The 23,009-nt window shown below is 70.5% G+C and carries 24 protein-coding genes; 9 read left to right on the plus strand and 15 right to left on the minus strand.

Annotated features, from left to right (window positions below; all coding sequences use genetic code 11):
• Window positions 1–8 precede the first annotated feature (8 nt).
• Genes Q2K20_RS01175 through Q2K20_RS01185 form a run of 3 tightly spaced genes read left to right on the plus strand, consistent with a single transcriptional unit; the run spans window position 9 to window position 3,030 of the window.
• A complete protein-coding gene (locus Q2K20_RS01175; protein ID WP_069390029.1) occupies window positions 9–1,085 on the plus strand; it encodes a diacylglycerol kinase in 1,077 nt (358 codons plus the stop codon).
• Window positions 1,082–2,053, plus strand: coding sequence for an esterase/lipase family protein (locus Q2K20_RS01180; protein ID WP_317176538.1), 972 nt, complete (start codon window positions 1,082–1,084; stop codon window positions 2,051–2,053). Before Q2K20_RS01175 ends, Q2K20_RS01180 begins: the two co-directional genes overlap by 4 nt.
• Window positions 2,050–3,030 carry an esterase/lipase family protein gene (locus tag Q2K20_RS01185; protein ID WP_269504501.1) on the plus strand — a complete coding sequence of 327 codons (981 nt, stop codon included), beginning with the start codon at window positions 2,050–2,052 and terminating at the stop codon, window positions 3,028–3,030. The genes Q2K20_RS01180 and Q2K20_RS01185 overlap by 4 nt, the downstream gene beginning before the upstream one ends.
• A gap of 14 nt (window positions 3,031–3,044) precedes the next feature.
• Here Q2K20_RS01185 and Q2K20_RS01190 read toward each other — a convergent pair whose 3' ends face one another.
• The 7 genes from Q2K20_RS01190 to Q2K20_RS01220 all read right to left on the minus strand — a co-directional run bounded on the left by Q2K20_RS01190 (window position 3,045) and on the right by Q2K20_RS01220 (window position 11,107).
• On the minus strand, window positions 3,045–4,109 hold the full coding sequence (locus Q2K20_RS01190; RefSeq protein ID WP_067717165.1) for an ABC transporter ATP-binding protein: 1,065 nt from the start codon (window positions 4,107–4,109) through the stop codon (window positions 3,045–3,047).
• Window positions 4,110–4,259: 150 nt separating this feature from the next.
• Window positions 4,260–5,585, minus strand: coding sequence for an ABC transporter substrate-binding protein (locus Q2K20_RS01195; protein ID WP_317176539.1), 1,326 nt, complete (start codon window positions 5,583–5,585; stop codon window positions 4,260–4,262).
• Between the two features lie 73 nt (window positions 5,586–5,658).
• On the minus strand, window positions 5,659–6,501 hold the full coding sequence (locus Q2K20_RS01200; protein ID WP_096906662.1) for a carbohydrate ABC transporter permease: 843 nt from the start codon (window positions 6,499–6,501) through the stop codon (window positions 5,659–5,661).
• Window positions 6,498–7,463: a carbohydrate ABC transporter permease gene (locus Q2K20_RS01205; RefSeq protein WP_371606897.1), complete on the minus strand. Its 966-nt coding sequence runs from the start codon at window positions 7,461–7,463 to the stop codon at window positions 6,498–6,500. Before Q2K20_RS01205 ends, Q2K20_RS01200 begins: the two co-directional genes overlap by 4 nt.
• Window positions 7,464–7,612: 149 nt before the next feature.
• The gene (locus tag Q2K20_RS01210; protein WP_096906663.1) at window positions 7,613–8,554 is read right to left on the minus strand and encodes an Ig-like domain-containing protein; all 942 of its coding nucleotides are present in this window, start codon (window positions 8,552–8,554) and stop codon (window positions 7,613–7,615) included.
• 117 nt (window positions 8,555–8,671) lie between these two features.
• A complete protein-coding gene (locus tag Q2K20_RS01215; RefSeq protein WP_096906664.1) occupies window positions 8,672–9,589 on the minus strand; it encodes an Ig-like domain-containing protein in 918 nt (305 codons plus the stop codon).
• A gap of 552 nt (window positions 9,590–10,141) precedes the next feature.
• Window positions 10,142–11,107: a hypothetical protein gene (locus tag Q2K20_RS01220; RefSeq protein WP_163376251.1), complete on the minus strand. Its 966-nt coding sequence runs from the start codon at window positions 11,105–11,107 to the stop codon at window positions 10,142–10,144.
• A 99-nt stretch (window positions 11,108–11,206) separates the two neighbouring features.
• Here Q2K20_RS01220 and Q2K20_RS01225 point away from each other — a divergent pair, with 99 nt between their 5' ends.
• Window positions 11,207–11,734 (plus strand): DUF1990 family protein, encoded by a 528-nt coding sequence (locus Q2K20_RS01225; RefSeq protein ID WP_206473043.1) that lies wholly within the window; start codon window positions 11,207–11,209, stop codon window positions 11,732–11,734.
• On the opposite strand, the gene Q2K20_RS01230 is transcribed toward Q2K20_RS01225, so the two are convergent.
• Window positions 11,731–12,390 (minus strand): TetR family transcriptional regulator, encoded by a 660-nt coding sequence (locus Q2K20_RS01230; protein ID WP_119193072.1) that lies wholly within the window; start codon window positions 12,388–12,390, stop codon window positions 11,731–11,733. The two genes, Q2K20_RS01225 and Q2K20_RS01230, sit on opposite strands and share 4 nt — an antisense overlap.
• A 90-nt stretch (window positions 12,391–12,480) precedes the next feature.
• Between Q2K20_RS01230 and Q2K20_RS01235 the strand changes: the two genes are divergently transcribed.
• Window positions 12,481–13,026: a DUF2020 domain-containing protein gene (locus Q2K20_RS01235; RefSeq protein WP_119193071.1), complete on the plus strand. Its 546-nt coding sequence runs from the start codon at window positions 12,481–12,483 to the stop codon at window positions 13,024–13,026.
• A 47-nt stretch (window positions 13,027–13,073) separates the two neighbouring features.
• On the opposite strand, the gene Q2K20_RS01240 is transcribed toward Q2K20_RS01235, so the two are convergent.
• From Q2K20_RS01240 to Q2K20_RS01260, 5 genes are all read right to left on the minus strand, one after another.
• On the minus strand, window positions 13,074–13,676 hold the full coding sequence (locus tag Q2K20_RS01240) for a TetR/AcrR family transcriptional regulator (RefSeq protein WP_096907452.1): 603 nt from the start codon (window positions 13,674–13,676) through the stop codon (window positions 13,074–13,076).
• A 97-nt stretch (window positions 13,677–13,773) separates the two neighbouring features.
• Complete coding sequence (locus Q2K20_RS01245) at window positions 13,774–14,046, minus strand: antitoxin (RefSeq protein WP_096906669.1); 273 nt, start codon at window positions 14,044–14,046, stop codon at window positions 13,774–13,776.
• Window positions 14,047–14,147: 101 nt separating this feature from the next.
• Window positions 14,148–14,426: a GlsB/YeaQ/YmgE family stress response membrane protein gene (locus Q2K20_RS01250; protein ID WP_067717194.1), complete on the minus strand. Its 279-nt coding sequence runs from the start codon at window positions 14,424–14,426 to the stop codon at window positions 14,148–14,150.
• Window positions 14,427–14,585: 159 nt separating this feature from the next.
• Window positions 14,586–14,876, minus strand: coding sequence for a GNAT family N-acetyltransferase (locus Q2K20_RS01255; RefSeq protein WP_096906670.1), 291 nt, complete (start codon window positions 14,874–14,876; stop codon window positions 14,586–14,588).
• Entirely contained in the window at window positions 14,873–15,769 is an 897-nt protein-coding gene (locus Q2K20_RS01260; protein ID WP_119193070.1) for a universal stress protein, read from the minus strand. Before Q2K20_RS01260 ends, Q2K20_RS01255 begins: the two co-directional genes overlap by 4 nt.
• Window positions 15,770–16,025: 256 nt before the next feature.
• Here Q2K20_RS01260 and Q2K20_RS01265 point away from each other — a divergent pair, with 256 nt between their 5' ends.
• Genes Q2K20_RS01265 through Q2K20_RS01275 form a run of 3 tightly spaced genes read left to right on the plus strand, consistent with a single transcriptional unit; the run spans window position 16,026 to window position 20,431 of the window.
• Window positions 16,026–17,024, plus strand: coding sequence for a pseudouridine synthase (locus tag Q2K20_RS01265; protein ID WP_313315018.1), 999 nt, complete (start codon window positions 16,026–16,028; stop codon window positions 17,022–17,024).
• Between the two features lie 27 nt (window positions 17,025–17,051).
• Window positions 17,052–17,822 (plus strand): ABC transporter ATP-binding protein, encoded by a 771-nt coding sequence (locus Q2K20_RS01270; protein WP_119193069.1) that lies wholly within the window; start codon window positions 17,052–17,054, stop codon window positions 17,820–17,822.
• Complete coding sequence (locus Q2K20_RS01275; protein WP_317176540.1) at window positions 17,822–20,431, plus strand: ABC transporter permease; 2,610 nt, start codon at window positions 17,822–17,824, stop codon at window positions 20,429–20,431. The genes Q2K20_RS01270 and Q2K20_RS01275 overlap by 1 nt, the downstream gene beginning before the upstream one ends.
• Before the next feature lie 46 nt (window positions 20,432–20,477).
• Here Q2K20_RS01275 and Q2K20_RS01280 read toward each other — a convergent pair whose 3' ends face one another.
• Together Q2K20_RS01280 and Q2K20_RS01285 are read right to left on the minus strand one after the other, a co-directional pair.
• On the minus strand, window positions 20,478–21,077 hold the full coding sequence (locus Q2K20_RS01280; RefSeq protein WP_313315021.1) for a transcriptional regulator: 600 nt from the start codon (window positions 21,075–21,077) through the stop codon (window positions 20,478–20,480).
• A 185-nt stretch (window positions 21,078–21,262) separates the two neighbouring features.
• Entirely contained in the window at window positions 21,263–22,504 is a 1,242-nt protein-coding gene (locus Q2K20_RS01285; protein WP_132062382.1) for a fatty acid desaturase family protein, read from the minus strand.
• 296 nt (window positions 22,505–22,800) lie between these two features.
• Here Q2K20_RS01285 and Q2K20_RS01290 point away from each other — a divergent pair, with 296 nt between their 5' ends.
• The gene (locus tag Q2K20_RS01290) at window positions 22,801–22,941 is read left to right on the plus strand and encodes a hypothetical protein (protein ID WP_167492364.1); all 141 of its coding nucleotides are present in this window, start codon (window positions 22,801–22,803) and stop codon (window positions 22,939–22,941) included.
• The last annotated feature ends 68 nt before the right edge of the window (window positions 22,942–23,009 follow it).

The raw sequence follows: 23,009 nt of genomic DNA on the forward strand, positions 1-23,009 counted from the left end.
CGGTGCCCATGACGATCCGGGTAGTGGAATGGTCGACGGGGTATCTGGGCCGGATGGCAGTCGAGGCGATCGCCGCCCGGCCCGAGCTGGAACTGGTGGGCCTGTACGTCTCCGACCCGGCCAAGGTCGGCGTGGACGCCGGGCGACTCGCCGGGGTGGACCGCGACCTGGGTATCGCGTCCACCGATGACACTGACGCGCTGCTCGCGCTGGACCCGGACGCGGTGGTCTACACCGCCGAGACCGAGACGCGGTTCGTGGACGCGATCTCCGACTTCTGCCGCTTCCTGCGCGCCGGTATCGACGTGGTGGCCTCCGGTCCGGTGCTGCTGCAGTACCCGCACGGCACCCTGCCCGAGGAGATGATCTCCGAGCTCGCCGCCGCCGGACGTGAAGGCGGCGCCACACTGCACGTCAACGGCATCGACCCCGGCTTCGCCAACGACGTCCTGCCGCTGGCCATGACCAGCTTGTCCCGGCGGATCGACCACATCCGCGTGGGCGAGATCGCCGACTACTCCGTGTACCACCAGGGTGAGACCATGCGGCGACTGTTCGGTTTCGGCGGGCCCATGGACTCGCTGCCGCCACTGCTGCGTCCGGGGATGCTCGCGGCGGGCTGGGGATCGGTGGTCCGCCAGCTCGCGGCCGCCCTCGACGTCACCCTCGACGAACCGCTCCTGGAGCGACACGAGCGCCTGCCCGCGGACCGCGACCTGAACCTGCTTGCGTGCGAGGTCCCGGAGGGGACGCAGGCCGCGCTGCGGTTCGAGGTGGTGGGGCAGGTCGACGGCGAGGACCGCATCGTCCTGGAGCACGTCACTCGCACTGCGCACGACCAGGCCCCCGACTGGCCGCGCCCGGACCACGGCGACGGCTGCTACCGCATCGAGATCACCGGCGAGCCCGCGATGCGGGTGGAGTTCGGACACCACGCCGAGCACGGCGATCACAACGTCTCCGGCATGCTCGTCACCGCGATGCGGCTGGTCAACTCGGTGGAGGCGGTCGTGGCGGCGGCGCCGGGACTCGTGTACGCGAAGGACCTCCCGATGATCACCGGGCGTGGCTTAATGACCAGATGAGAACCCTGCGGGCCGCCCTGGCCGTCACCGGCGCCGCCCTCCTCGCGGTGACGGGCGTGGGCGCCGCGAACGCCACCGACCCGTCGAGACGGGCACCGCTGCCGGTGCCGTACTCCTTCTTCTCCGGAGCCGCCCGGGCGCTCACCGCCCCGGGGGCGGAGCTGCCCGGGGCCAACGACTGGTCGTGCCGCCCCACCGCCGACAAGCCGCGCCCCGTGGTGTTGGTCCACGGCACCTGGGGCGGCGCGGTCACCAACTGGGCCACCTACGGGCCGCTGCTGCACAACGAGGGCTACTGCGTCTACACGCTCACCTACGGGGCGCTGCCCGGCCAGCCGTGGCCGGTCAGTCTCCTGGGCGGCCTGTCGGACATCACGGAGGTCTCGGTGCCGCAGGTCGGCGAGTTCGTCGACCGCGTCCTCGCCTCGACCGGTGCCGAGCAGGTCGACCTCGTCGGCCACTCGCAGGGGACGCTCGTCTCCGGCCTGGTCGCCAAGGTCGGCCGGCCCGGCAAGGTGAACACCGTCGCCTCGGTAGCCCCGCTGTGGCACGGCTCCCGCGGGACCGGGTCCGGGGCGATCGGGACCGCCCTGGCCAGCGGGGACCGCGGACGCGCGGTCGAGATCGCGCCGTCCCTCGGCCGGATGGCGGCCGGGTCGGAGACGCTCGAACTCCTGTGGTCGGGTGGCACCCCCTATGCGCCGGGCGTGACCTACCTCAACCTCGTGACCCGCTACGACCAGCTGGTCCGGCCGTACACCGTCGGTGTCGTCGAGGGTCCGCGGGCCACCAACATCACCATCCAGGACGGGTGTGAGCAGAACCGGGCCGAGCACCTGGCCATCGCCTCGGATCCCCGGACCGCGGACTTCGTGCTCAACGCCCTCGACCCCGCCGACCCGCGTGAACCGCGGTGTGAGGCGGTCGCCCCGTACCTGGGACCGATCCCCCCGCTGCCGGGATCGTGAACCGGACCGGGATCGCGGGACTGCTCGCGGCGGCGGCCCTCGTCGTCGTCGCCCCCGTCCCCGCGGCTGCCGCGCCCACGGCGGCGGCCGCTCCCGCCCCCACCACGGACCAGGTCCCGTGGCGGTGGTGGGACGGCGCGGCGTACCAACTCACCCACGGCCTGGCCGATCCGCCCGGCATCAACCGGGACGACTGCCGGCCGACCGCGCAGCGCCCCGCGCCGGTGATCCTCGTGCACGGCACCGGGCTCACCGGCGGGAACTCGTGGGCCACCTTCGGCGCCGCACTGGCCGCCGAGGGCTACTGCGTCTGGGCCCCCACCGTGGGCGCGCCACCCGGACCCGGCGGCGCCCCGACGTCTGTGGGCGGCGTCGACTCGCTCACCGGCGCCTCGGCGCCGCAGCTCGCCGCCGAGATCGACCGGGTGCGTGCGCTCACCGGGGCCGCCGAGGTGGACCTGGTGGGGCACTCGCAGGGCGCGATCATCGCCTCCTACGTCACCGCGACCGCCCGGGCCGACGCCGTGCGCACCGTCGTCACGCTGGGCGCCGATCCCGCCCGGTCCGGCGACGGGCCACCCGAGTTCGTCACCGATCTGCTCGGCGTGCTGTCGCCCGACACCGCGCGGCAGGACGCCGAGGCGACGCTCGCGTGGCTGGGCGAGGAGGGCGTCCCGTTCGCGCGCGGGGTGCGGTACGTGGCGGTGTCCTCGGACTACGACGAACTCACCGGGCCGGTGGTGGCGCCGGAGGTGCCGGACTTCGTGGACCTGGACGTGGTGCGGCTGCAGGACGGCTGCGAGGTCGACCGCTCGGGGCACCTGACCGTGCTGGCGTCGCCTCGAGCGGTGGACCTGGTGATCGACGCCCTCGGCGGGCCGCGGGGCCCGGGTGGTGTCGAGCCGGCCGGCCCGCCGCCGCGCTGCGTTCCCGCGGATCAGCTGCTGGGCGTGCTCGCGCCCGTTCCGCCCCGGTGACCAGGCGCGCCGGATCAGTTCAAGCGGAGGCCGGTCTCGGGGTCGAACGCGTGGACCTCGGAGTCGACGTGCCGGACGCGGAGGCGCTCGCCGACCGCGGTCCCGTGTGCCCGGTCCAGGCGCACGGCGATCCGGTCGCCGGCGTCGGTGTGGCCGTACGCGAAGGACTCCGCGCCCAGCTCCTCGACCAGGTCCACCACCAGATCCAGGCCGGGTTCGTCCTCGCCCACAACCCGCAGTGACTCCGGTCGGGCACCGAGGGTGACGCGGTCGCGGCCCTCGAGTGAGGCGGGGATGGCCACCTCGGCGTCACCGACGTGGGCCCGGGAGCCCTCGACCGCCACCTCGAGGAGGTTCATGGCCGGCGTGCCGATGAAGCCGGCGACGAACGCGTTGACCGGCCGGTCATACAGCTCGCGGGGGGCCGCGACCTGTTGGAGGACGCCGTCTCTGAGCACCGCGACGCGCGTACCCATCGTCATGGCCTCGACCTGGTCGTGGGTGACGTACACCGTGGTCACGCCCAGCCGTCGTTGCAGCCCGGCGATCTCCCCGCGGGTGGAGACCCGCAGCTTGGCGTCGAGGTTCGACAGTGGCTCGTCCATACAGAACACCTTGGGCCGACGCACGATCGCCCGACCCATGGCGACCCGCTGGCGCTGGCCGCCGGACAGTTGGGAGGGTTTGCGGTGGAGGAGGGGATCCAGCTGCAGGATCCGCGCGGCCTCCTCGACCTGCTTGCGGGTGTCGGACTTGTTGACGCCGGCGTTGCGCAGTGCGAACCCCATGTTCTGGGCGACCGTCATGTTGGGATACAGCGCGTAGTTCTGGAACACCATGGCCACGTCGCGGTCGCGGGGAGCGACGCCGGACACGTCGAGCTCGTCGATGAACACGCGGCCGGCGTCGACGGGTTCCAGACCTGCGAGCATCCTCAGGCTGGTGGACTTGCCGCAGCCGGAGGGGCCGACCAGGACGAGGAACTCGCCGTCGGTGATGTCGATGTCGAGGGCGTCGACGGCGGGCGCCGATCCCTTGTCGAACCGGCGGGTCGCGTGGTCGAAGCGGACGGTGGCCATCGGGTGGGGTGCTCCTCGTGCGTGAATGTTCGGGGGAGGTGACGCGGCTGTGGGGTCAGGGGTGGGGCCGGGGCCGCCGAACGACGCCGACGCCGGGGCCGGATACGAGGTGCCCGGCCCCGGGCGTAGGCGATCGCCGGCGGTGACCGGTCAGCCGTTGAGCTTCGGCTGGATCTGGGTCTCGATGATCTGCGCGGTCTCGTCCTGCACCTGCTGCATGGTCTCGCGGATGTCGGCGCCACCGAGGACACGGTCGAACGCGCCACCGATGCGCCTACCACCGTTGGGTACCAGGACACGGGCGTTGTCCTGAGGCCGGGTGTGCGCGAGCTGGTCGATCGCGGTGACCGCCTGCGGGGTCTCGGACAGGTAGGCCTTGATCTCCTGCGCCTCGCGGGCGGACTTACGGACCGGCATGTACCCGGTTCCCTGCGCGAAGGTCGCCGTCGACTGCGTGTTGGTGAGGAAGTCGATGAACTTCATGGCGTTGAGCTTGCGCTCGTCGGAGATACCGGCCGGGATCGCGACGCCCGCGCCGCCGGTCGGGCAGGAGTTCTTCTCGGCCGCCCCGGGCAGGAAGGCCGTGCCGAACTCGAAACCGGCGTTGGTCTTGGCGGTGGCGAGCGAGCCGGTGGAGGCCAGTGCACACGCGGCGAGACCGGAACCGAACTCGACGATCGAGTCGGCGGAGACCACCAGGAAACCGACGTCGTCGAGCTTCTTGATGTACTCCATGCCGCGAATGGTGCCGTCGTCGGTGAAGGTCGGGGTCCAGTCGCGGGAGAAGGCGCCGTCGAAGTCCCAGATGATGTTCTGCCCGGTCCAGTCCATGTAGTTGGAGCCGTCGTACATCGCGATGGCGTGCTTGCCGTCCCCGATGGCGTCCTGTAGGCGGGGTGCCCACTCCGCGAACTCGGTCCAGTTCTCCGGGCCGCGGTCGGGCAGCCCGGCGGCCCGCCACACCTCCTTGTTGTAGTAGAACAGCGGCGTCGACCGCGCGAAGGGCACGCCGAAGTTGTCGCCCTCGAGGACGTAGTCGCCCAGCAGGGCGTCGACGTAGTCAGCGGTATCGACGCCGGCCTCGGTGAACAGGTCGTTCAGCGGGGTGATCTGCCGGTTGAGCGCGAAGTTGAACCAGGTGACGTCGGAGACCACGACGACGTCGGGCAGCTCGCCGCCGGTGAGTGCCGCGTTGAACTTCTGGGCGACCTCCTCGTAGTTCTTCCCGCCGTCGACGAGGTTGACCTTGAGGCCCGGATTCTCCGACTCGAACGCCGCGATGATGTCGGTCTCGAATGACTTGGAGTCACCGGGGTGGTTGGACCAGAACGTGATGGTGCCGGTGTCGCCGCCGGAGGCGGTTCCGCCCGACTCACCGGATGTGTCGCCGCCCGCGCCCGCGCAGGCGGTGAGGGTGGTGGCGGCCGCGGTGGCGCCGAGGACGCCGAGGAATCCGCGACGGTTCATGGGGTTCATTCGTGTCGGACCTTTCGTTGCTGCCGGACCGGTTCGGCCCGACGGGATTGGAGGTGGGATCGCGCGGAGTGGGTCATCCCTTCACCGCGCCGGAGGTCAGGCCCTTGATCATGTGGCGCTGGAGGATGAGGAACACGACGAGGATCGGGGTGATGGTGAGCACCGTGGCGGCCATGACCATCGGCCAGTCGGTGTAACCGCCGTCGGTGTTGACGAGGCGGGCCAGCCCGACCTGGAGCGGGGCGACGCGGTCGTCGGAGGCGATGAGGAATGGCCAGAGGTACTCGTTCCACTCGTTGACCACGGTGATGAGCGCGAAGGCGACCAGGGTGGGCCAACTCATCGGCAGTACGACCCGGAACAGCAGCTTGAGGTGCCCGCACCCGTCCATGCGCGCGGCCTCGATGATCTCGTACGGCAGGGTCAGGAAGTGGTTGCGCATGAGGAAGGTGCCGAACGCGACCCCCGCCAGCGGGATGATGATGCCCTGGAAGGTGTTGATCCACCCGAGCTGCGCCACCAGTGCGTAGTTGGAGATCACCGTGATCTGGTTGGGCACCATCAGGGCCGCGAGCACGACCATGAACAGGACGGACCGGCCTGGGAAGCGAAGGAAGACGAACGCGTAGGCGCTGAGGACCCCCAACGTGATCTTCACGATGCTGAGCAGGCCGGTGATGACCACCGAGTTGGTGAAGTACCGGAGAAACGGGACCTCGGAGAGCACCTGCGGGTACGCGTCACCGGTCAGCGGGGAAGGCCACCACACCGGCGGCTGGACGTAGACCTGGTTGTCCGGTTTGAGGGAGGTGACGACCACCCAGAACAGCGGGAGGCCGATGACCAGCAGGACGAGGATCATCACCGCGTACCCGATGATCATGGTCGGCGTGGAGCCTGCGCGGATAGTGCTCATCGGGCGTTCCTGTCCATGACGCGGACCTGTAGGTAGGTGATGACCAGCAGGATGAGGAACATGATCGTCGCGACCGTGGCTCCGTAGCCGGCCCGGAAGTTCTGGAAGGTCTCCTGATAGACCTGGAAGACCATGGTCGTGGTGGCGTTGCCCTGGGGCCCACCGCGGGTCATCACGTAGATGATGTCGAAGACCTGGAGCGAGTTGAGCATCACGGTGATCGACAAGAAGAACGTCGTGGGGCGCAGCATGGGCAGTGTCACCGAGCGGAAGGTGGTCCACCGGCCGGCGCCGTCGATCTCGGCGGCCTCGTAGAGCTCTGCGGGTTTGGCTTGGAGCGCCGCCAGATAGATGACGAACGAGTAGCCCAGGTTCTTCCAGATGTAGGTGATGGTGATCATCGCCAGCGCCCAGTCGGGGTCCTGGTAGAAGTCCGGCACCGGGAGTCCGACCATTGTGAGCAGTGCCGAGACCATGCCGAACCGGGGATCGAAGATGAACTGGAACGCCACGCCGATGGCAGCCCCGGCGATGACGAACGGCGCGAACACCGCCGAGCGCACGATGCCGCGACCGATGAGCTGCTGGTCGAGCAGCAGGGCCAGGGCCAGCCCGAGCACCATGGACCCCACGACGGCCGAGACGGTGAACACGCCGGTGTTTCGCAGGATCAGCCAGCTGTCGTCCCGCCCGAACCACTCGACATAGTTGGCGGCTCCCACGAACGTCGAGGTGGGGGAGGAGATGTTCCAGTCGAAGAAGCTCAGCCGGAAGTTGTCCAGCAACGGCCGGTAGGTGAACACGCCGAGCAGTGCCAGGTTGGGCAACACCAGAGCGACGAAGAGCGCCTTCTCGCGGAACAGTCCGCCCGCCCGGGCCCGGCGCCGGGCCGGGCCGCGCTCGGCGAGGTCAGGGGGAGCGGTCGCCGGGTGCCCGTCGACCGGGGAGGACAGAGTCTGCACGCTGTGCAGCCTGGCCGGGAGAGGTGAACGGGTCCTTTCCGGACGATTGACCGCCGGTGGCCCGGCGAGGTCTAACCGGTACAGGTGTTGAAAAGCATGATGTCCCCACGCTTCTCATTCCGGACGGCCGGGCCGCCGGCGAGCGGGCGTCAGTAGTTCCAGTCGCCCTGGCCGTCGAACGCGCCGAACGGGCGGCCGGGCCCGTTCTTGACGATGAACGGGTCGCCGTTGCGGCTGGTGTCGTAGTACCAGCGGGCGTCGGCGGGGCTGACGTTGATGCAGCCGTGGGAGACGTTGCGGACACCCTGGTCGGCGACCGACCACGGTGCGGAGTGGATGTAGATGCCGTCGTAGGAGAGCCGGACGGCGTCGTTGATGATCGAGTTGTACCCGCCGTCCTCGATGCGCAGACCGAACGTCTCCGAGTTCATGCGGACCTCACGGCCGCGCTGGCCGGTGTAGTAGGTGCCGTTGTAGGTCTCCCAGCCGGGCCGTCCGGCGGAGGCTCGCATGGTGCGGATGTGCTGGCCGTTGCGGGTGACGGTGACGAGCTTGGTGCGGTCGTCGAACACGGCGATCACGGCGTCGCCGGTCCGGAACGACTGCTGACGCTTGCCACCGGCCCACACGGTCACGGAGGTGTTGACCGGCCAGAACTCGTGGGGCCGCCAGCGCACCTCGCGGTCGTTCACCCAGTAGAACTTGCCCGGGACCGCCGGCTCGGTGCGGATGCCGATCGTGGCCTCGGCCCGCGCCCGGTCGCGGATGGGGCGGTCGAAGAAGAACATGACCGGCTGTGCCACGCCCACGATCTCGTTCGGGGTGGGGAAGATGTCGACGTTGCCGTACTCGGGTGTCGGCCGCGCGGGCCCGATGACCGGGTAGGTCAGTACGGGCATCGCGGCGACGCCCGGGATGGCCGGCGTGTACAGGGGCGCGTTCTCGAGCTGCGGCACCCCGGGAGGGCTCAGCGGCATGACGGACTGGGCCTCGGCGGTCGGGGCGGTGCCCGCGCCGACCGACACCCCCATGAGGAGCGCGATCGCGGCGAGGACCGCGGCGGCCACCGAGGGGCGGGAGGAACGGGTCATGTGAGGGGCTCCTGAGGACGGCGAGGGATTCTCTAAGCGTTACGACAGACTTCTACCCGGATATATCGTGCGTCACAACCGAAGTGTTTCGGAGCGGCGGCCCGCGGCCGCCCGCGGTCAGTAGTTCCAGTCGCCCTGACCGTCGAACGCGCCGAACGGTCGGCCGGGGCCGCCGGTGACGATGAACGGGTCGCCATTGCGGGTGTTGTCGAAGTACCAGGCCGCGTCCTCGGGGCTGACGTTGATGCAGCCGTGCGAGACATTCCGGACACCCTGGTCGGCGACCGACCACGGCGCCGAGTGGATGAAGATGCCGTCGTAGCTCAGCCGCACGCCGTTCTCCACGATCGTGTCGTACCCGCCGGCGGTCCGGGACAGTCCCCAGGTCTCCGAGTCCATGCGCACCTCGCGGGCCCGCCAGCCGTTGTAGTAGACGCCGTTGTGGGTGGCGTAGGCGTCGCGGCCGGCGGAAGCCTTCATGGTGCGCACCACCTGGCCGTTGCGGGTGACGGTGACGGTGTGGGTGGCGTCGTCATAGGTCGAGATCACCGCGTCGCCGGTGCGGAAGACGGTCTCACGCCCTCCGGCCCACACGGTGACGGAGGTGCCCGCGGGCCAGAACTCGTGTGGTCGCCAGCGCAGTTCCGAGTCGCCGACCCAGTAGAACTTGCCGTCCACGGCGGGCGCCGTGCGGATTCCCACCGACGCCTCGGCGCGGGCACGGTCGGCGACGGGCTGGTCGAACCGGATCATCACCGGTTGCGCGACGCCCACCGTCTCGCCCGAGGTGGGATAGACGGAGGCCACCCCGGTTTCCGCCGTGGTCCGTCCCACGGCGGGGACGGGCATGGTGAGCACGCCGGTCGATCCGCCGACCGCGGGCAGTGGTGCGGACTCGAGTCCGAGCGCGCCGACCGAGCCGGTGGATCCGGTGGGACCGAGGAGTGACTGCGCGGAGGCGGCGGGGGAGAGGCCGACGACGACGAGGCAGGCCGTGGCCAGAAGCGTTGCGAAGGACCGGGTGCGGCGAGACATCGTTCTCCTCGGAAGCGGGCACCGCGGCGGGCGGCGACAGCGGGGGTCGCGTGAGGGCGGACAGCCAACCCCACGCGTCACATAAGTAACATCAGTAACAGTACATATCAGGTGCCCGGCCTGTACATCTCCGAGGTCGGGCGGGGATCACGGTGGGTGCCCGCTCCGCGGGGGACGCGCACCGACCCGGCCGGGCACCTTTCCACCGTTCGTTGGTATCGCCGCGGGGAGAACTGCTGGTAGATCCATGCGGGGGCCGTAGTTGAGCGGAAGTCAACGGAGAATCGCCTGATCATGGGCTTGACCGAACAGCAGGTGCAACATAGGGTCATCTCAGTCACCGCCGAGGGGTGGGTGGCGAAGTGAAGTGGTTGCTGAGGGGCTGCGACTTCACGTAACGAGGGGCCGGTCTTCCCGACCGGGGCACCTGGGGGGTGCCGACCCGCAGCCGAGAGGCAGCGTGGAGGCCGGATCGTACGCGATCTGCCAGATGGAGGGACGGCGTCGGATGCTGAGGGGCTCCGGCGCCGTTCCCGTCATTTCAGCCCACTTCTAGCCGACGATCTCCCGTGCCACGCGGTGCAGCCCGGCCAGCGCGACCGCCTCGGTCTGCGGTGATCTGGGCGTCTCGGGCCTGAGCATGGTGATGTGCCACAGTTCGTCGCCGGAGACCAGGATCGTGTGCACCTCGACGCCGCCGCCGGTGGGTGCTGCCACGCAGTCGATGTACATCGTGGCGGGCCGTGGGCCGACCGCGGCGGGTGCCCCGGGCTCGCCCGGGGCCGTCAGGCCGGCCTCCGCGGCGCCCGCTTCGCGGATCTCCGAGCAGGCGTACCTGGCGCCCAGCAGTGCGGCCTGACCCGCGAGCGCGGCCTGGGCACCGTCGCGGGGGGTGACGACCCCGGCGGCGACGGTGTCGGGGACGACGTCCGGATCGAAGGCCGGCGGGGTGGTCGTCACCGTGGTCGCCGAGGTCGTCGCCGACTCGTCGGTCGTGGCGTCGGCTGTCGGCGCGTCGGTCGTGGCCTCCGCCTCGCCTGCAGCGCCCGCGGCGCCCGCCGTGTCCGCCGCGCCCTCCGTGTCCGCCGACTCCGTATCCGAGACCTCGGCGGCGTCGGCGTCGGTGCCCGCCGCGTCGGCGTCGGTCGTGCTGGTGCCCGCCAGTCCGGCTTGGTACCTCTCGGGTGACCCCGGGCCGCCGTAGGTGCACAGCAGCCCCAGGTCGCCGGAACCGGTCGGGGCGACCTCCGGCATGTCGGCACCGGTGAGGTCGATGATCTCCTCGGTGGTCAGGTCGAGGAGCTCGCAGGCGTTGAGTCGTTCCTCGGGCGCGGGCCGACCCTCGACCATCTCGGCGGCGACGTCGTGCCGGGGATTCGGGGTGAGTCTCGGCGGGCCCGCGTCACCCGAACCGGGGCCGGTGGCAGTGCATCCGGCGACAGTCACCGTGGCCGCCAGGGCGACGAACCCTCCGGCGAGACGGCGTCCGCGCGCCGGACGGGGTCGCTGCGATCGCATGGCCCGATCCTACGGGTCGGCCCCACGGCCATGACCCCGACGTCCGGCGTTCACCGCGCGTGCGCGGCCCGCTCATCTCGCTCGGCGACACTGCCGGGTGTGGAAGCGAGACGCGGGCGGGACGCGCAGCCGCTGCCGGGGCCCGCACTCGGCTACCGGCGTTCGGACCTGCACGAACACGGGAGACCTCCCGGGGGGTGGAGGGAGGTCATCGCCCACGCCGTGCTCGGCGAGGGCGTCGCCCTGTTCGACGGGGCCGCGGACGATCTGCTGAGTCTGGCCGCCCACGCCCGTGCGGGGATCAGGACGGCCCCGGCGGATCCGCCCCTGGCATCGGACCTCGTCGTGCTCGACGGGCCGATGCGTGGCCCCTGCCGACTTGTCGACCTGATCGACGAGTCGCTCCGGCAGGGCGTCGTCGTCGGCACCCTCGAGGGCAACACCGCGGTGGCCGAGCACCGCTGCCACATCGACCTGCACCCCGGGACGGGCGAGGTCACCGTCACCGTCCGGACGGTGTGGCGGCCGCGCACCTTCTCGGTGCTGCCCGGTGCCGCGGGCCGCGAGGCGCGCGCCTACCAACGCATGGGCGACCGCTTGGTCCGGACGCTCGGCGGCGCTTTCTAACCAGGCACGGCGCCGTCGGGGGCAGCCGGGCCTCTGGCGACGTCGGTCGGCTCGGTCACCGAGCCTCGGATCGCATCGAACGATTCCCGGATGCGGTACTCGAGCAGGGAACCCGGCTCGTCGGTGCGCCACCGTTCTACGGCGATGCGGAGGATCGCGATCGACGCGGCCGCCATCGTCGCGGCCTCCACCGAGTCCGGTTCCCGCCCCTCCCGGCGCGCCACCAGGGCCGCCAGCTCCTTCTCGTTGCACGCCAGGATCTCGTAGACCTGGGTCCGGACGCTCGCCTCCCTGCGCCACATGTCGTGGAATCGGTCGAAGGCCCGGCTCTGTCGCCGTGCATTGGACACCTGGTGCCACATGAGCCGTGAGAGGGCGGTCATGGTGGACACGCTGCGGTCGGTGAGGAATTCCCTCACCGCGTCACGACCGGCGGGGGGCGTGTCGGGGATGCACGCGGCGGCCTTGGACGGGAAGTAGTTGAAGAACGTCCGCCGCGACACGTTGGCGGCTCGGGCGATCTCGTCGACCGTCACCGCGTCGAGTCCCCGCTCGATGACCAGATCGACCGCGGCGGCGGAGATCGCACCGCGCAGGTCGCGGCGGCGGTCCTCCGCGCGGTCGGCGCCCGCAGCGATGCTCGTGGAGTCGCTCATCTGCCACCTCCCGGTGCCGTCGCCGTGTCGGCGGTCAGCTGCACCGCCACGGTCAACAGTACTGACCGACCCGGCATCTATCCTGGCGGTATGCGCACACCCGCCTCCCCAGCCCTCGTCGCGGTGTCCGCGATCCTGCTCGGTGCCCTCGCCGGGTGCGGCGGCTCCGAGCCGGCCCCGGAGATGGGCACCATCCGGACCGCCCCTCCCGAGACGACCGAGCCGGAACTGCCGCCGGTCGAACCGGTCGCGGATGCCGAGTGCCCGTACCTGTCCGCCGACGAGGTCACACGACTCAGCGGCCAGCCGGTCACCGATGTGCGGATCGACGACGGCGTGGAGCCCGCGGCCTGCTTCTTCTACGACCCGAGCGGCGAGGTGCAGCTCACGACCACCGTGTATTCGGTCGCGTCCCCGGAGCGGGCGGCGGAGCTGGTGGAGGAGTCGGCGCCCTCCGACGAGGCCGAACCCTCGCAGGCGGAGGGAGGCTGGAGCGGCGGCCGTACGGTGGGCCTGGGCGGTGCGCTGGTGGTCCTGTCCCGCGACGCCCGGGTGCTGGCCGTGCAGTCCACGCAGGACGACCCGACGACGGCCCAGCGGATTGCCGAGCTCACCGCACCGCGGGTGGCCGGCTGACCCGCCGCGCGGGGATCACGTGCAATGGGGATCACGTGCAGTGGGGATCACGTCGGGTCGGTGACCATCCCCAGGATGAGCTCGGCCATGCTGCGGGCGGTCATCGCGGTGGTCCGGACCTCACCGAGCATCGCGGCGGTCACCGAGCCGTCGTGGAGGAGCGCCAACCGGTCGGCCAGGTCGGTGATGTTGTCCGGGTCCTCGAGGCCCATGCCGGCGAGCTCGGAGCGCAGGGTCTCGGCGACCCACTGCCGCTGATCGGCCACGGCGGCGCGGATCGCGCGCTCGCCGTCCGTCGCCGGGCTGGGGAACTCGATCGCCGCCGCGAGGTGGCAGGACCCGGGCATGGCGGGCTCGACCTGTTCGCGGACGATGTCGAACAGCGCCAGGATGCGGCCCCGGGCATCCGGGGCGACGTCGGCGCGGCGCCGCCACAGGTCACGGTCCCGTTCGGCGACCGACCGCAGGTAGGCCACGACGAGCTCGTCCTTGGACCCGTAGGTGTTGTACAGGCTGGCCTTGGCCACCCCGGCCTCCCGCAGGATCCGGTCGATCCCGACCGCACGGATCCCGTCGGTGGAGAACAGACGGGTCGCCGTCGCCAGGAGCCGCTCCCGCGGCCCGGGCTTGGTCGACCGTGTGCTCGTCACGGGGTACACACTATCGGCAGTGACCGCCGACACCACGGGGCCGGTGCCGCGCGCGGCGGACACCGGCCCCATCGCCTGACGGTGCGGTCGATGACGGTCAGGCCGGGGGTCGGCCGTCGGCCGGCGGGCGGCTGTGCTGCGACGGATCCGGGTCCGGGGTCGGCGTGCCGTCCGGGGCGTCCGGGACCTCGGGCGCGTCCGCGGTGCGTCCGGTGAGGAACTCGCCGGCCTTCTGCTGGGCGGTGTCGACGTGCTGGGCGTGCTTGCCGCCGGTGCGCTTGTCGAACGCGTCGCCCGCCTTCTCAAGCGCCGACTCCACCTTGCCCGGGTTCTTGCGGGCGAGGTCCTTGGCCTTGTCGAACAGTCCCATGACGGGCTCCTTCTACTCGGGATGGTGTACACGAACGGCCCGGCCCTCGTCGGGGCCGGGCCGTCTGGTTGCTGCGGTGTCTCTGGCGTCTCGCGCCCGGGTCAGACCCTGGTGCGTCCGCGCCCCTTGACGGCGGAGACGATGAAGATGACGAGGATCGCGCCGATGATCGCGGCGACGAAGCCCCAGATGGAGAATGCCTCCGGCATGCCACCGCCACCGGTGACGAGCGAGACGAGGAGGCCGACGATGAAGGCGCCGATCACGCCGGCGAGAACGTTGGCGACGAGGCCCATCTGTGCGTTCTTGCCCATGATCATGGAGGCGATCCAGCCAGCGAGGCCACCGACGATGATCCAGGAGATGATGCTCCACAACATTGTGGTTGTCCTTTCCCGAGAGTCGTACTCGGCCCGGAACGGGCCGCTCTCTCAGGAGAACACGACACCGACACGAAAGCTTCCGGTAGGGCGCACGGTGGCGTTAAACGTCGCTCACTCGTTACCGGTCCGTGTCCGCCGGGCCACCCGCCCGCGGCCTCAGGCGATCTCCGCGGACTCCGGGTGCTTCTGGATGTATCCCGCGACGAACGAACACGACGGACGCACCCGCAGTCCCTCCTCCCGGGTCACCTGCAGCGCCTCACCGACCAGCGTCCCGGCGAGACCGCGCCCACCGAATTCGGACGCGACCACCGTGTGGGGGAACTCCCGGACGCCGTCCGTGCCGTCGGAATAGTCGGCGAAACCCGCCACCACGTCGTCCACGAGGATCTCGAATCGCCCGGCGGCGGTGTCACGCCGAACCTGAACGTTGTCCTCGCTGCTCATGAGTGCGATTCCGGGCGGACGACCATCACCGGGCACGGGGCCGCCTGCAGGAGCGCCCGGGAGGTGGAGCCGAGGACCATGCCCGTGAACCCGCCCCGCCCGTGGGAGCCGACGACGACGAGCTGGGCGTTCTCGGCCTGCTCGACGAGTGCCCGGACCGCGCGATCGCGCGTGACGAACCGCTGCACCTCGACGTCGGGGTACCGGTCCGAGAATCCCGCCAGCCGCTCCGACAGCGTCTGGAGCTGCTGCTCTTCGAGTTCCTTCCAGTCATCCTCTGTGAGGGAGATGCCGGCCGCCGCGGCCTGCACCTGCGGATCCATCCAGGTGTGCACGGCGACGAGGGGGGCGGACCGCGCGGAGGCCTCGGCGAACGCCCACTCGGTGGCCTTGGCGCTGACCTCGGAGCCGTCGATCCCCACGACGACCGGGCCGCTGCGGTTCAGGTCGTCCGTGTCCTCCCGGGTCACCACGACCGGGCAGAACGCGTGGCTGGCCACCGCCGCCGACACCGAGCCGAGCACCATGCCCTTGATCCCGCCCAGGCCGCGGGAACCCAGGACGATGAGCTTGGCCTTGCGCGAGTAGTCGATGAGCACCTGCGCGGGGTTGCCCTCGACGATCGCGTGCGACACCTCGATGCCGGGCGCCGCCTTGGCCGCGGTCTCACGGGCCTTCTCGATGATGGGCGTGCACTCCCGCTCCAGCTCGTCGTAGACGGGCTGCGGAGGGATCATCCCCTCGGCGAACATCGCGGCCGGCATCGTGTAGCTGGTCACGAGGAGCAGCGGGATGCGGCGGGTGGCGGCGGTGTTGGCGGCGTACGCGACTGCACCGGTGGAGGCGGCGGAGCCGTCGACGCCGACGACGACGGTGTTCTCGAGGGAAGCCATGGCCCCGACCCTACCGCCGGGATACGACACCGGATCGCGGTTTGGGAGTGGGCCGTCTAGAGCTGGTCCGGGAACGGGGCGTTGGCCGGGTAGGCCATGTTGAAACTCCCCTGGAACGCCGGGAGGACGACACGGCCCGGGCCGAAGAGGAAGAAGTCGACGACGACGTCGATCATGGGCGCTCCCGAGTGTTCAGAGTGGTGCAAGGGATAGATGGTGCTCGAGTGAGTGTAGCCCACCGACTAGGCTCGTGGACGTGTCCAGCTCGAGACGCCGTGGGCGGCCCCTCCCGTTGCGGAACGGTGTCGACCCGGTCCGGATCCGGCTGGCCGACCCCGGACAGGGGCCTCGCAGTATCCCCGAGGAGTTGCGCCGACGCTTCCCCGATCGGCTCGCCGAGCTCACCGCGGCCCTCGAGGCGGGGCAGGTCGTCACCGCCGACGGGGCACCGGTCACCGCCGCCACCCGGCGGCACCGGGGGATGGACGTGTGGATGTACCGGACGCCGGAGCCGGAGATCCCGGTCCCGTTTGAGGTCGAGGTCCTGCACGCGGACGACCGCCTCGTCGTCGTCGACAAACCCCACTACCTCGCCACGACCCCCCGCGCGGGGCACGTCACCGAGACCGCACTCGTCCGGCTCCGGCGCGATCTCGCGCTGGACGACCTCGCGCCCGCCCACCGCCTCGACCGGCTCACCGCCGGCGTCCTGGTCTTCACCGTCGATCCCGTGCACCGCGGCGCCTACCAGGAACTCTTCGCCGCCCGCCGGGTCACCAAGACCTACCTGGCGGTCGCGACCGCCCCCGACGGGGTTCCCGCCGAACGGCAGCGGTCCAGCCGGATCGTCAAGACCCGCGGCGTCCTGCAGGCGGCCGAGGTCGACGGCGAGCCCGACGCCCACACCCGCATCACCCTCCTGGGCACCCGTGGGGACGGGGCCGGGCGGATCGGGCTCTACCGGCTCGAACCCACCACCGGCCGCACCCACCAGCTGCGTGTGCACATGAACGCGCTCGGGACCCCGATCCTCGGCGACGACCTCTACCCCCGTGTGCTCGACGTGGCCCCCGGCGACTTCTCGACACCACTGCAGTTGCTGGCCGAGTCGATCGCCTTCACCGACCCCGTCTCGGGCGAGAAACGCGAGTTCGCCACCCGGCGGACCCTCGACGCCTGGACCCGCGAGCAGGATCAGGGTGGACATCCGGGCAATCCCCCATCGGCTTCCGCTCCGAATTCCTGCAAGCTTTAGGTCGACCACCATGATCCGAGGGAGCACATGACCACCCAGGCCGAGACCCACCAGCACGACGGCGAGCCGCACTCCGCGGCCGCCGTCGCCACCGACCTCGTCATGACCTACGGGGAGGGCGAGACCGAGGTCCGTGCACTCGACCACGTCAGCGCGACCTTCGAACGGGGGCGGTTCACGGCGATCATGGGCCCCTCCGGCTCGGGCAAGTCGACCCTCATGCACTGCATGGCGGGACTGGACCGGCCGACCTCCGGGTCGGTGCGGATCGGCGATACCGAGATCGTGGGGCTGGCGGACAAGGAACTGACGGCGCTGCGACGCGACCGCATCGGATTCGTGTTCCAGTCCTTCAACCTCGTCCCGACCCTGACGGCCGAGGAGAACATCACCCTGCCCCAGGACATCGCCGGCCACGGCATCGACCGGGCCTGGTTCGACGAGGTGATCGGCCGTCTGGGGATCGCCGACCGGCTCTCGCACCGGCCGTCCGAGCTGTCCGGCGGCCAGCAGCAGCGCGTGGCGTGCGCCCGCGCCCTGGTCGGCCGCCCGGACATCCTGTTCGGTGACGAGCCCACCGGCAACCTCGACTCCACCTCCTCGGCCGAGGTGCTGGCCATCCTGCGCAGCGCCGCCGACGATTTCGGTCAGACCGTCGTGATCGTCACCCACGACCCCCGCGCCGCCACCTACGCCGACCGCGTCCTGCTGCTCGCCGACGGCCGTGTCGTCCGCGAGCTCACCCACCCCACCGCCGACGAGATCCTGGCGGCCATGGGCGCCCTCGAGGAGCGGTGATGGCGGCCAGGCACGCCTCCGGGCACGCCGGACCCGCCGGCGGGGGGCGACACGAGTCCGCCCACGCCCCGCGCCACACGCGCCCGATGCTGCGCGTGTCGCTGCGCAACATCGCCGCCCACAAACTCCGCCTGGTGCTGTCCGTGCTGGCGGTGGTCCTGGGCACCGCGTTCGTCACCGGTTCGCTGGTCTTCACCTCCACCCTCAAGAGCACCTTCGACGGGCTGCTCGACCAGGGCACCGCGGACCTCGCCGCGATGATCGAACCCGAGGACCCCCGCGGGGCCGGTGTGCCGTTCGAGGTGGCCGAGCAGGTGCTCGAGCTGCCGGGCGTCCAGGCGGCCATGCCCGGCGTGTCCGGCACCGTGGTGCTGTTCAACGCCGACGGCACCCCGTACCAGTCCGGCGGCGCGCCGTCCGAGGGCCTGGCCTGGATCGATCCCGACGACGCGGTCGGCGAGAGCAGCCGGATCACGGACGGCCGCGCCCCCGCCGCCGACGACGAGGTCGTCCTCCCCGAGACCGTGCTCACCGCCGCCGGCCTGGCCGTCGGCGACACAGCCGAGGTCTACACCACCGGGCAGGGCGTCCTCGACGTGACCGTCGTGGGTGCCTACGCCAACGAGACCGACATCGGCGGGTACGTGGGCGTCGGGTTCTCCGAGGAACGCGCCCGCGCCCTGTTCACCGACGGCGAGAACGCCTCCAACGTCTCCGTCCGCGCGGAACCGGGCGTGAGTCAGGAGGAGGTCCGCGACACCATCGCGGCCGAGTTCCCCGACTACGAGGTCCGGACCGGCGAGGAGATCAAGGAGCGACTGTCCGAGCAGCTGTCGACCGTCCTCGACTTCATCAACTACTTCTTCGTCGCGTTCGGGCTGATCGCGCTGCTGGTCGGCACGTTCATCATCTACAACACCTTCTCCATGCTCGTCGCCCAGCGGCTGCGGGAGCTCGCCCTGCTGCGCGCGATCGGCGCCTCCCGCGGGCAGCTCACCCGGTCGGTGATGGCGGAGGCCGCCGTCACCGGGCTCGTCGGCTCCGGGATCGGCGTGGTGGTGGGCTTCGGCCTGGCCCAGCTGATCTTCGTGGCGCTCGAGGCCTTCGACCTGGGCATCCCGTCCGGCGCCCTCTCGCTCACCCCGATGTCGGTCATCACGCCGCTCGTGCTGGGCTTCGTCGTCACCGTCTTCTCCGCCTGGGCGCCCGCCCGACGCGCCGGACGCGTCGCCCCGGTACAGGGCATGCGAGTCGGCTCGGCCACCACCGAGGCCGGCGGCGGATGGCGCACCTCCGTCGGCCTGTTCGCCGTGGTGAGTGGCCTCATGCTCGCGATGATAGGTACCTGGCAGGAGACGACGCGGGACGGTGCGATCACGGTCGGTGTGGGTGCGGCCGCGCTGATCATCGGCAGTTTCCTGGTGATGCCCGCGCTCGCCAAACCGATCGCCGGTGGCATCGGCAGGGTGATCGGCGCACCGTTCGGCGCGGTCGGCAAGCTCGCCGCCACCAACGCCGGACGCAACACCCGCCGGACCGCCGCGACCGCGTTCGCGCTCACGCTGGGACTGACCCTGGTGGCGGCGTTCGGAACCCTCGGCGCCACCACGAAGGAGAGCGTCAGCGGCGTCATCGACCAGGACATCAACGCCGACGTCGTGGTCCAGGGCGTGGCGTCCCAGGGCCCGCCGACCCCGCTGCCCGGCGGCATCGAGCAGCAGATCGCCGACGTCGACGAGGTCGGTGACGTGGCCTGGCTGGCGTTCGCGTTCGCCGAGCTCGCCGGGGAACCGCAGGCGCTGTCCGCCGCCGGCGGGCCCGTCGGCGAGATGATCGACGCCACCGTGGTCGACGGTTCGCTCGACCCCGGCCCCGACTCGCTCGTCGTGTCCCGGACCGTCGCCAGGGACAAGGGGTGGACGATGGGCGCCTCCGTGCCGCTCGTCGCGCCCGACGGCAGTGAGAGCACCCTCCGGGTCACCGGGATCTACGAGGACTCCCAGATCCTCGGGCAGTTCTACACCGGGATGGACGTCTACGAACGCCTGGTGCCGGAGAACCTGCGGTCGACCTTCACCGTGCTCGTCGCGGCGGATGACGGGGTGAGCGAGGACGAGGTCCTCGCGGCGGTGACCGACGAGCTCACCGACATCCCGATCGCGATGGTCCAGAGCAAGCAGCAGTACATCGACACCCAGACCGGCGGGATCGACCAGCTGTTGACGATCATCTACGCGCTGCTGGGGCTGGCCCTGGTCATCGCGGTCCTGGGCATCGTCAACACCCTCGCCCTGTCGGTGATCGAGTGTCGCACCGAGATCGGGATGCTCCGCGCGGTGGGCATGCAGCGCTCGCAGGTCCGCCGCACGATCAACCTCGAGTCCACGCAGATCGCCGTGTTCGGCGCGTTGATCGGCGCGGCGGTGGGCGTCTACCTCGGCTGGGCGTTCGTCACCGTGCTCGCGGACAGCGGACTGACGGAGACGACGATCCCGTGGGGCAGCATCGGCGTCGTGCTGGCGGCCTCGGCGGTCGTCGGGGTCCTCGCGTCGTTGTGGCCCGCGCACCGGGCCGCCAAGACCGACCCGCTCGAGGCGATCTCGGACTAGCCGCGGGTGCCGCGCGCGGGTGACGCCCGCGAGGGTGTCGCCCGCGCTAGCGGCGGAGGCCGAAGAGGTTGCGGGGACCGCGGTGCTCGTGGCGGGCGAGCATCGCGCCCAGCACCTCGGCGTCGTGCTTGTGGTCGACCTCGACGCCGGCCAGCCTGCCGACCGTGCGCTCCCACAGCAGGCCCTCGTACACGGTCAACAGGTCCAGGGCGGCGGTGGCCGGATCGCGTAGCCCGGCGGCGTCGAGCGCGCCCACGAGGTCGCTCGGATCGAGCAGTGCGGCCACGAGGTCCGTGGTGTCCTCCTTGCCGGCGAGTTCGACGATCAACGCCGACCTGGCCGCCAGCTCACTGCGGTAGTCGGCCAGCAACCCGTCGACCATGCGCGTGAGCATCCCCAGCACGTCGTCGGCGTCGGAGGACGCCAGTTCCTGGATCCCCGAGACCTCGACGAATCCCCTCAGTAGCGAGGTGAGCCGGTCGACGGTGAGGGTGAGCAGTTGCGCGCGGGTGCGGCAGTAGTAGGAGGTGGAGCCCGACGGCAGTCCCGCCTCCGAGTCCACGGCGCGGTGGGTGAGGGCACGGACCCCGTCCCTCGCCACGACCTCGATCGCGGAATCGGCGATGAGCATGCGCCGGTCCTCCATGGGGGCTCCCGTCGTCGTGTTCCACAGACATTCAGCTCGACCGGTGTAGTGCCGGACGTCGACGGGTCCCGCCGACTCGAGCGACAGCCTATCGCCGTACGGGGCCGTCGGCGTCGGAATCACGGACGCCCCGGCACCGGTCTCCGGTGCCGGGGCGTCCCTGGCGTCGCTCCTGCGGCCGCTGGTCAGGCCACGGCGGCGACCTTGCGGGCCCGCCGCGTGGCGCGGTGGTGCTGCAGCGCGGTCTTCAGGCCCGCCCGCTGACCCTCCACGGCCGGCAGCGGCTTGGGCAGGTCGGCGAACATCCGCTCGGAGTGGGTCTCCGGCGCGTCATCGGTCGTGTCGCGCAGCATGTGGTTGGGCAGCGACAGCTTGGCGATGGTGCGCCAGGTCTTGAGGTACTGCACCGGCAGGGGACCGGCCACGTAGGGCAGGTCGTACTTGCGGCACACCTCACGTACCCGGATGGACGCCTCCGCGAGCCGGTTGGACGACATGTCCGGGTAGATGTGGTGCTCGATCTGGTACGACAGGTTGCCGGACATGAAGTCGACAACCGGACCGCCGGTGATGTTGGCGGAGCCGAGCATCTGCCGCAGGTACCACTCTGCCTGCGTCTCGTTCTCCACGTCCTTCTTGGTGAACTTCTCGGCACCGTCGGGGAAGTGGCCACAGAAGATCACCGCGTTGGTCCAGACGTTGCGGATCCCGTTGGCCACCAGGTTGGCGGTGGCGGTGGACTTCCACCCCTTGCCGGACAACAGCGGATAGAAGACGTAGTCCTTGGCGAGCTGACGGCCGGCCTTCTTGGCGAACAGCGAGAGCTTGTTCATGGTCTCGCGACGGTCGTCACGACCCTTGGCGACCTTGCCCAGCTCGAGGTGCTGGATCCCCACGCCCCATTGGAACAGCAGCGCGAGGGCCGCGTTGTAGGCGATGTTCCCGTAGTAGAAGGGGTGCCAACGCTGGTCGCGGGTCACCCGGAGAACGCCGTACCCCACGTCGTCGTCCAGGCCGACGATATTGGTGTACTTGTGGTGGATGTAGTTGTGGGTCTGCTTCCAGTGCTCGGCGGTGCCCACGATGTCCCACTCCCAGGTGGTGGAGTGGATCTCGGGGTCGTTCATCCAGTCCCACTGCCCGTGCATGATGTTGTGGCCGAGTTCCATGTTCTCGACGATCTTGGCGACACCGAGGGTGCCTGCGCCGATCGCCCAGGCCGTGCGGTTACGCGAGCCCACGAGGAGCAGTGCACGGGCCGCGATCTCGAGTCCCCGCTGGAAACGGATCGTATTGTGGATGTACGCGGCATCTCGCTCGCCGAGGGAGCCGATGATGTCCTGACGGATCTGCTCGAGCTCCGCGCCGAGGGCTTCGATGTCGGACTCGGAGAGGTGCGCGAATTCCGGGATGTCGGTGATGGCCATGAAGCTACGGTACCGTAACTTACGGTCGCGTAGGTACGTTCGGTTGCGTGGGTCACAATTTCGGTGTGCGGTGAGCTGATCGATCACCGCCCAGTCGTGGTGTGGCCGAGGACTCTTTTCCGGCGCCGAAGCGTGTGTGGCCTGCGCGGGAGTTCGACGATGTCACGCCGGACATCACGGTTGTGTAACGTCGAGCGGGTTCGTGACGACATAGATGGCGTTACGTGGGGTACAGACAGAACGCCCGATACCGCAGTACGACTCAGTACGCAGCAGTAAATACGAGGGGACACATCATGAGCAACGCCAACGACATCTTCCTGCAGGCCATCCAGCCGGTCATCGACATCTTCTGGTCGCTGGTGTGGACCGCCACCGGTTCGACCATCAGTGTTCCCCGTCCGACCGCTCCGGCGGGCACTCCCGAGTCGGTCTGATCCTTTCGAGCGCCGGGTTCATCGCCCGGTGATCTCCGCGGCAGCCCGCCCCTCGCTCGAGGGGCGGG

The organism is Dietzia sp. IN118 (genome assembly GCF_032905965.1).
In the GTDB taxonomy this organism is placed as follows: domain Bacteria; phylum Actinomycetota; class Actinomycetes; order Mycobacteriales; family Mycobacteriaceae; genus Dietzia; species Dietzia kunjamensis.

What these genes read in the sequence shown, in the direction of transcription:
- Q2K20_RS01175 (WP_069390029.1), top strand. Translation starts at nt 9, where the DNA reads ATGACGATCCGGGTAGTGGAATGGTCGACGGGGTATCTGGGCCGGATG.
- Q2K20_RS01180 (WP_317176538.1), top strand. Translation starts at nt 1,082, where the DNA reads ATGAGAACCCTGCGGGCCGCCCTGGCCGTCACCGGCGCCGCCCTCCTC.
- Q2K20_RS01190 (WP_067717165.1), bottom strand. Translation starts at nt 4,109, where the DNA reads ATGGCCACCGTCCGCTTCGACCACGCGACCCGCCGGTTCGACAAGGGA.
- Q2K20_RS01195 (WP_317176539.1), bottom strand. Translation starts at nt 5,585, where the DNA reads ATGAACCCCATGAACCGTCGCGGATTCCTCGGCGTCCTCGGCGCCACC.
- Q2K20_RS01200 (WP_096906662.1), bottom strand. Translation starts at nt 6,501, where the DNA reads ATGAGCACTATCCGCGCAGGCTCCACGCCGACCATGATCATCGGGTAC.
- Q2K20_RS01210 (WP_096906663.1), bottom strand. Translation starts at nt 8,554, where the DNA reads ATGACCCGTTCCTCCCGCCCCTCGGTGGCCGCCGCGGTCCTCGCCGCG.
- Q2K20_RS01215 (WP_096906664.1), bottom strand. Translation starts at nt 9,589, where the DNA reads ATGTCTCGCCGCACCCGGTCCTTCGCAACGCTTCTGGCCACGGCCTGC.
- Q2K20_RS01220 (WP_163376251.1), bottom strand. Translation starts at nt 11,107, where the DNA reads ATGCGATCGCAGCGACCCCGTCCGGCGCGCGGACGCCGTCTCGCCGGA.
- Q2K20_RS01230 (WP_119193072.1), bottom strand. Translation starts at nt 12,390, where the DNA reads ATGAGCGACTCCACGAGCATCGCTGCGGGCGCCGACCGCGCGGAGGAC.
- Q2K20_RS01235 (WP_119193071.1), top strand. Translation starts at nt 12,481, where the DNA reads ATGCGCACACCCGCCTCCCCAGCCCTCGTCGCGGTGTCCGCGATCCTG.
- Q2K20_RS01245 (WP_096906669.1), bottom strand. Translation starts at nt 14,046, where the DNA reads ATGGGACTGTTCGACAAGGCCAAGGACCTCGCCCGCAAGAACCCGGGC.
- Q2K20_RS01250 (WP_067717194.1), bottom strand. Translation starts at nt 14,426, where the DNA reads ATGTTGTGGAGCATCATCTCCTGGATCATCGTCGGTGGCCTCGCTGGC.
- Q2K20_RS01255 (WP_096906670.1), bottom strand. Translation starts at nt 14,876, where the DNA reads ATGAGCAGCGAGGACAACGTTCAGGTTCGGCGTGACACCGCCGCCGGG.
- Q2K20_RS01260 (WP_119193070.1), bottom strand. Translation starts at nt 15,769, where the DNA reads ATGGCTTCCCTCGAGAACACCGTCGTCGTCGGCGTCGACGGCTCCGCC.
- Q2K20_RS01270 (WP_119193069.1), top strand. Translation starts at nt 17,052, where the DNA reads ATGACCACCCAGGCCGAGACCCACCAGCACGACGGCGAGCCGCACTCC.
- Q2K20_RS01275 (WP_317176540.1), top strand. Translation starts at nt 17,822, where the DNA reads ATGGCGGCCAGGCACGCCTCCGGGCACGCCGGACCCGCCGGCGGGGGG.
- Q2K20_RS01280 (WP_313315021.1), bottom strand. Translation starts at nt 21,077, where the DNA reads ATGGAGGACCGGCGCATGCTCATCGCCGATTCCGCGATCGAGGTCGTG.
- Q2K20_RS01285 (WP_132062382.1), bottom strand. Translation starts at nt 22,504, where the DNA reads ATGGCCATCACCGACATCCCGGAATTCGCGCACCTCTCCGAGTCCGAC.
- Q2K20_RS01290 (WP_167492364.1), top strand. Translation starts at nt 22,801, where the DNA reads ATGAGCAACGCCAACGACATCTTCCTGCAGGCCATCCAGCCGGTCATC.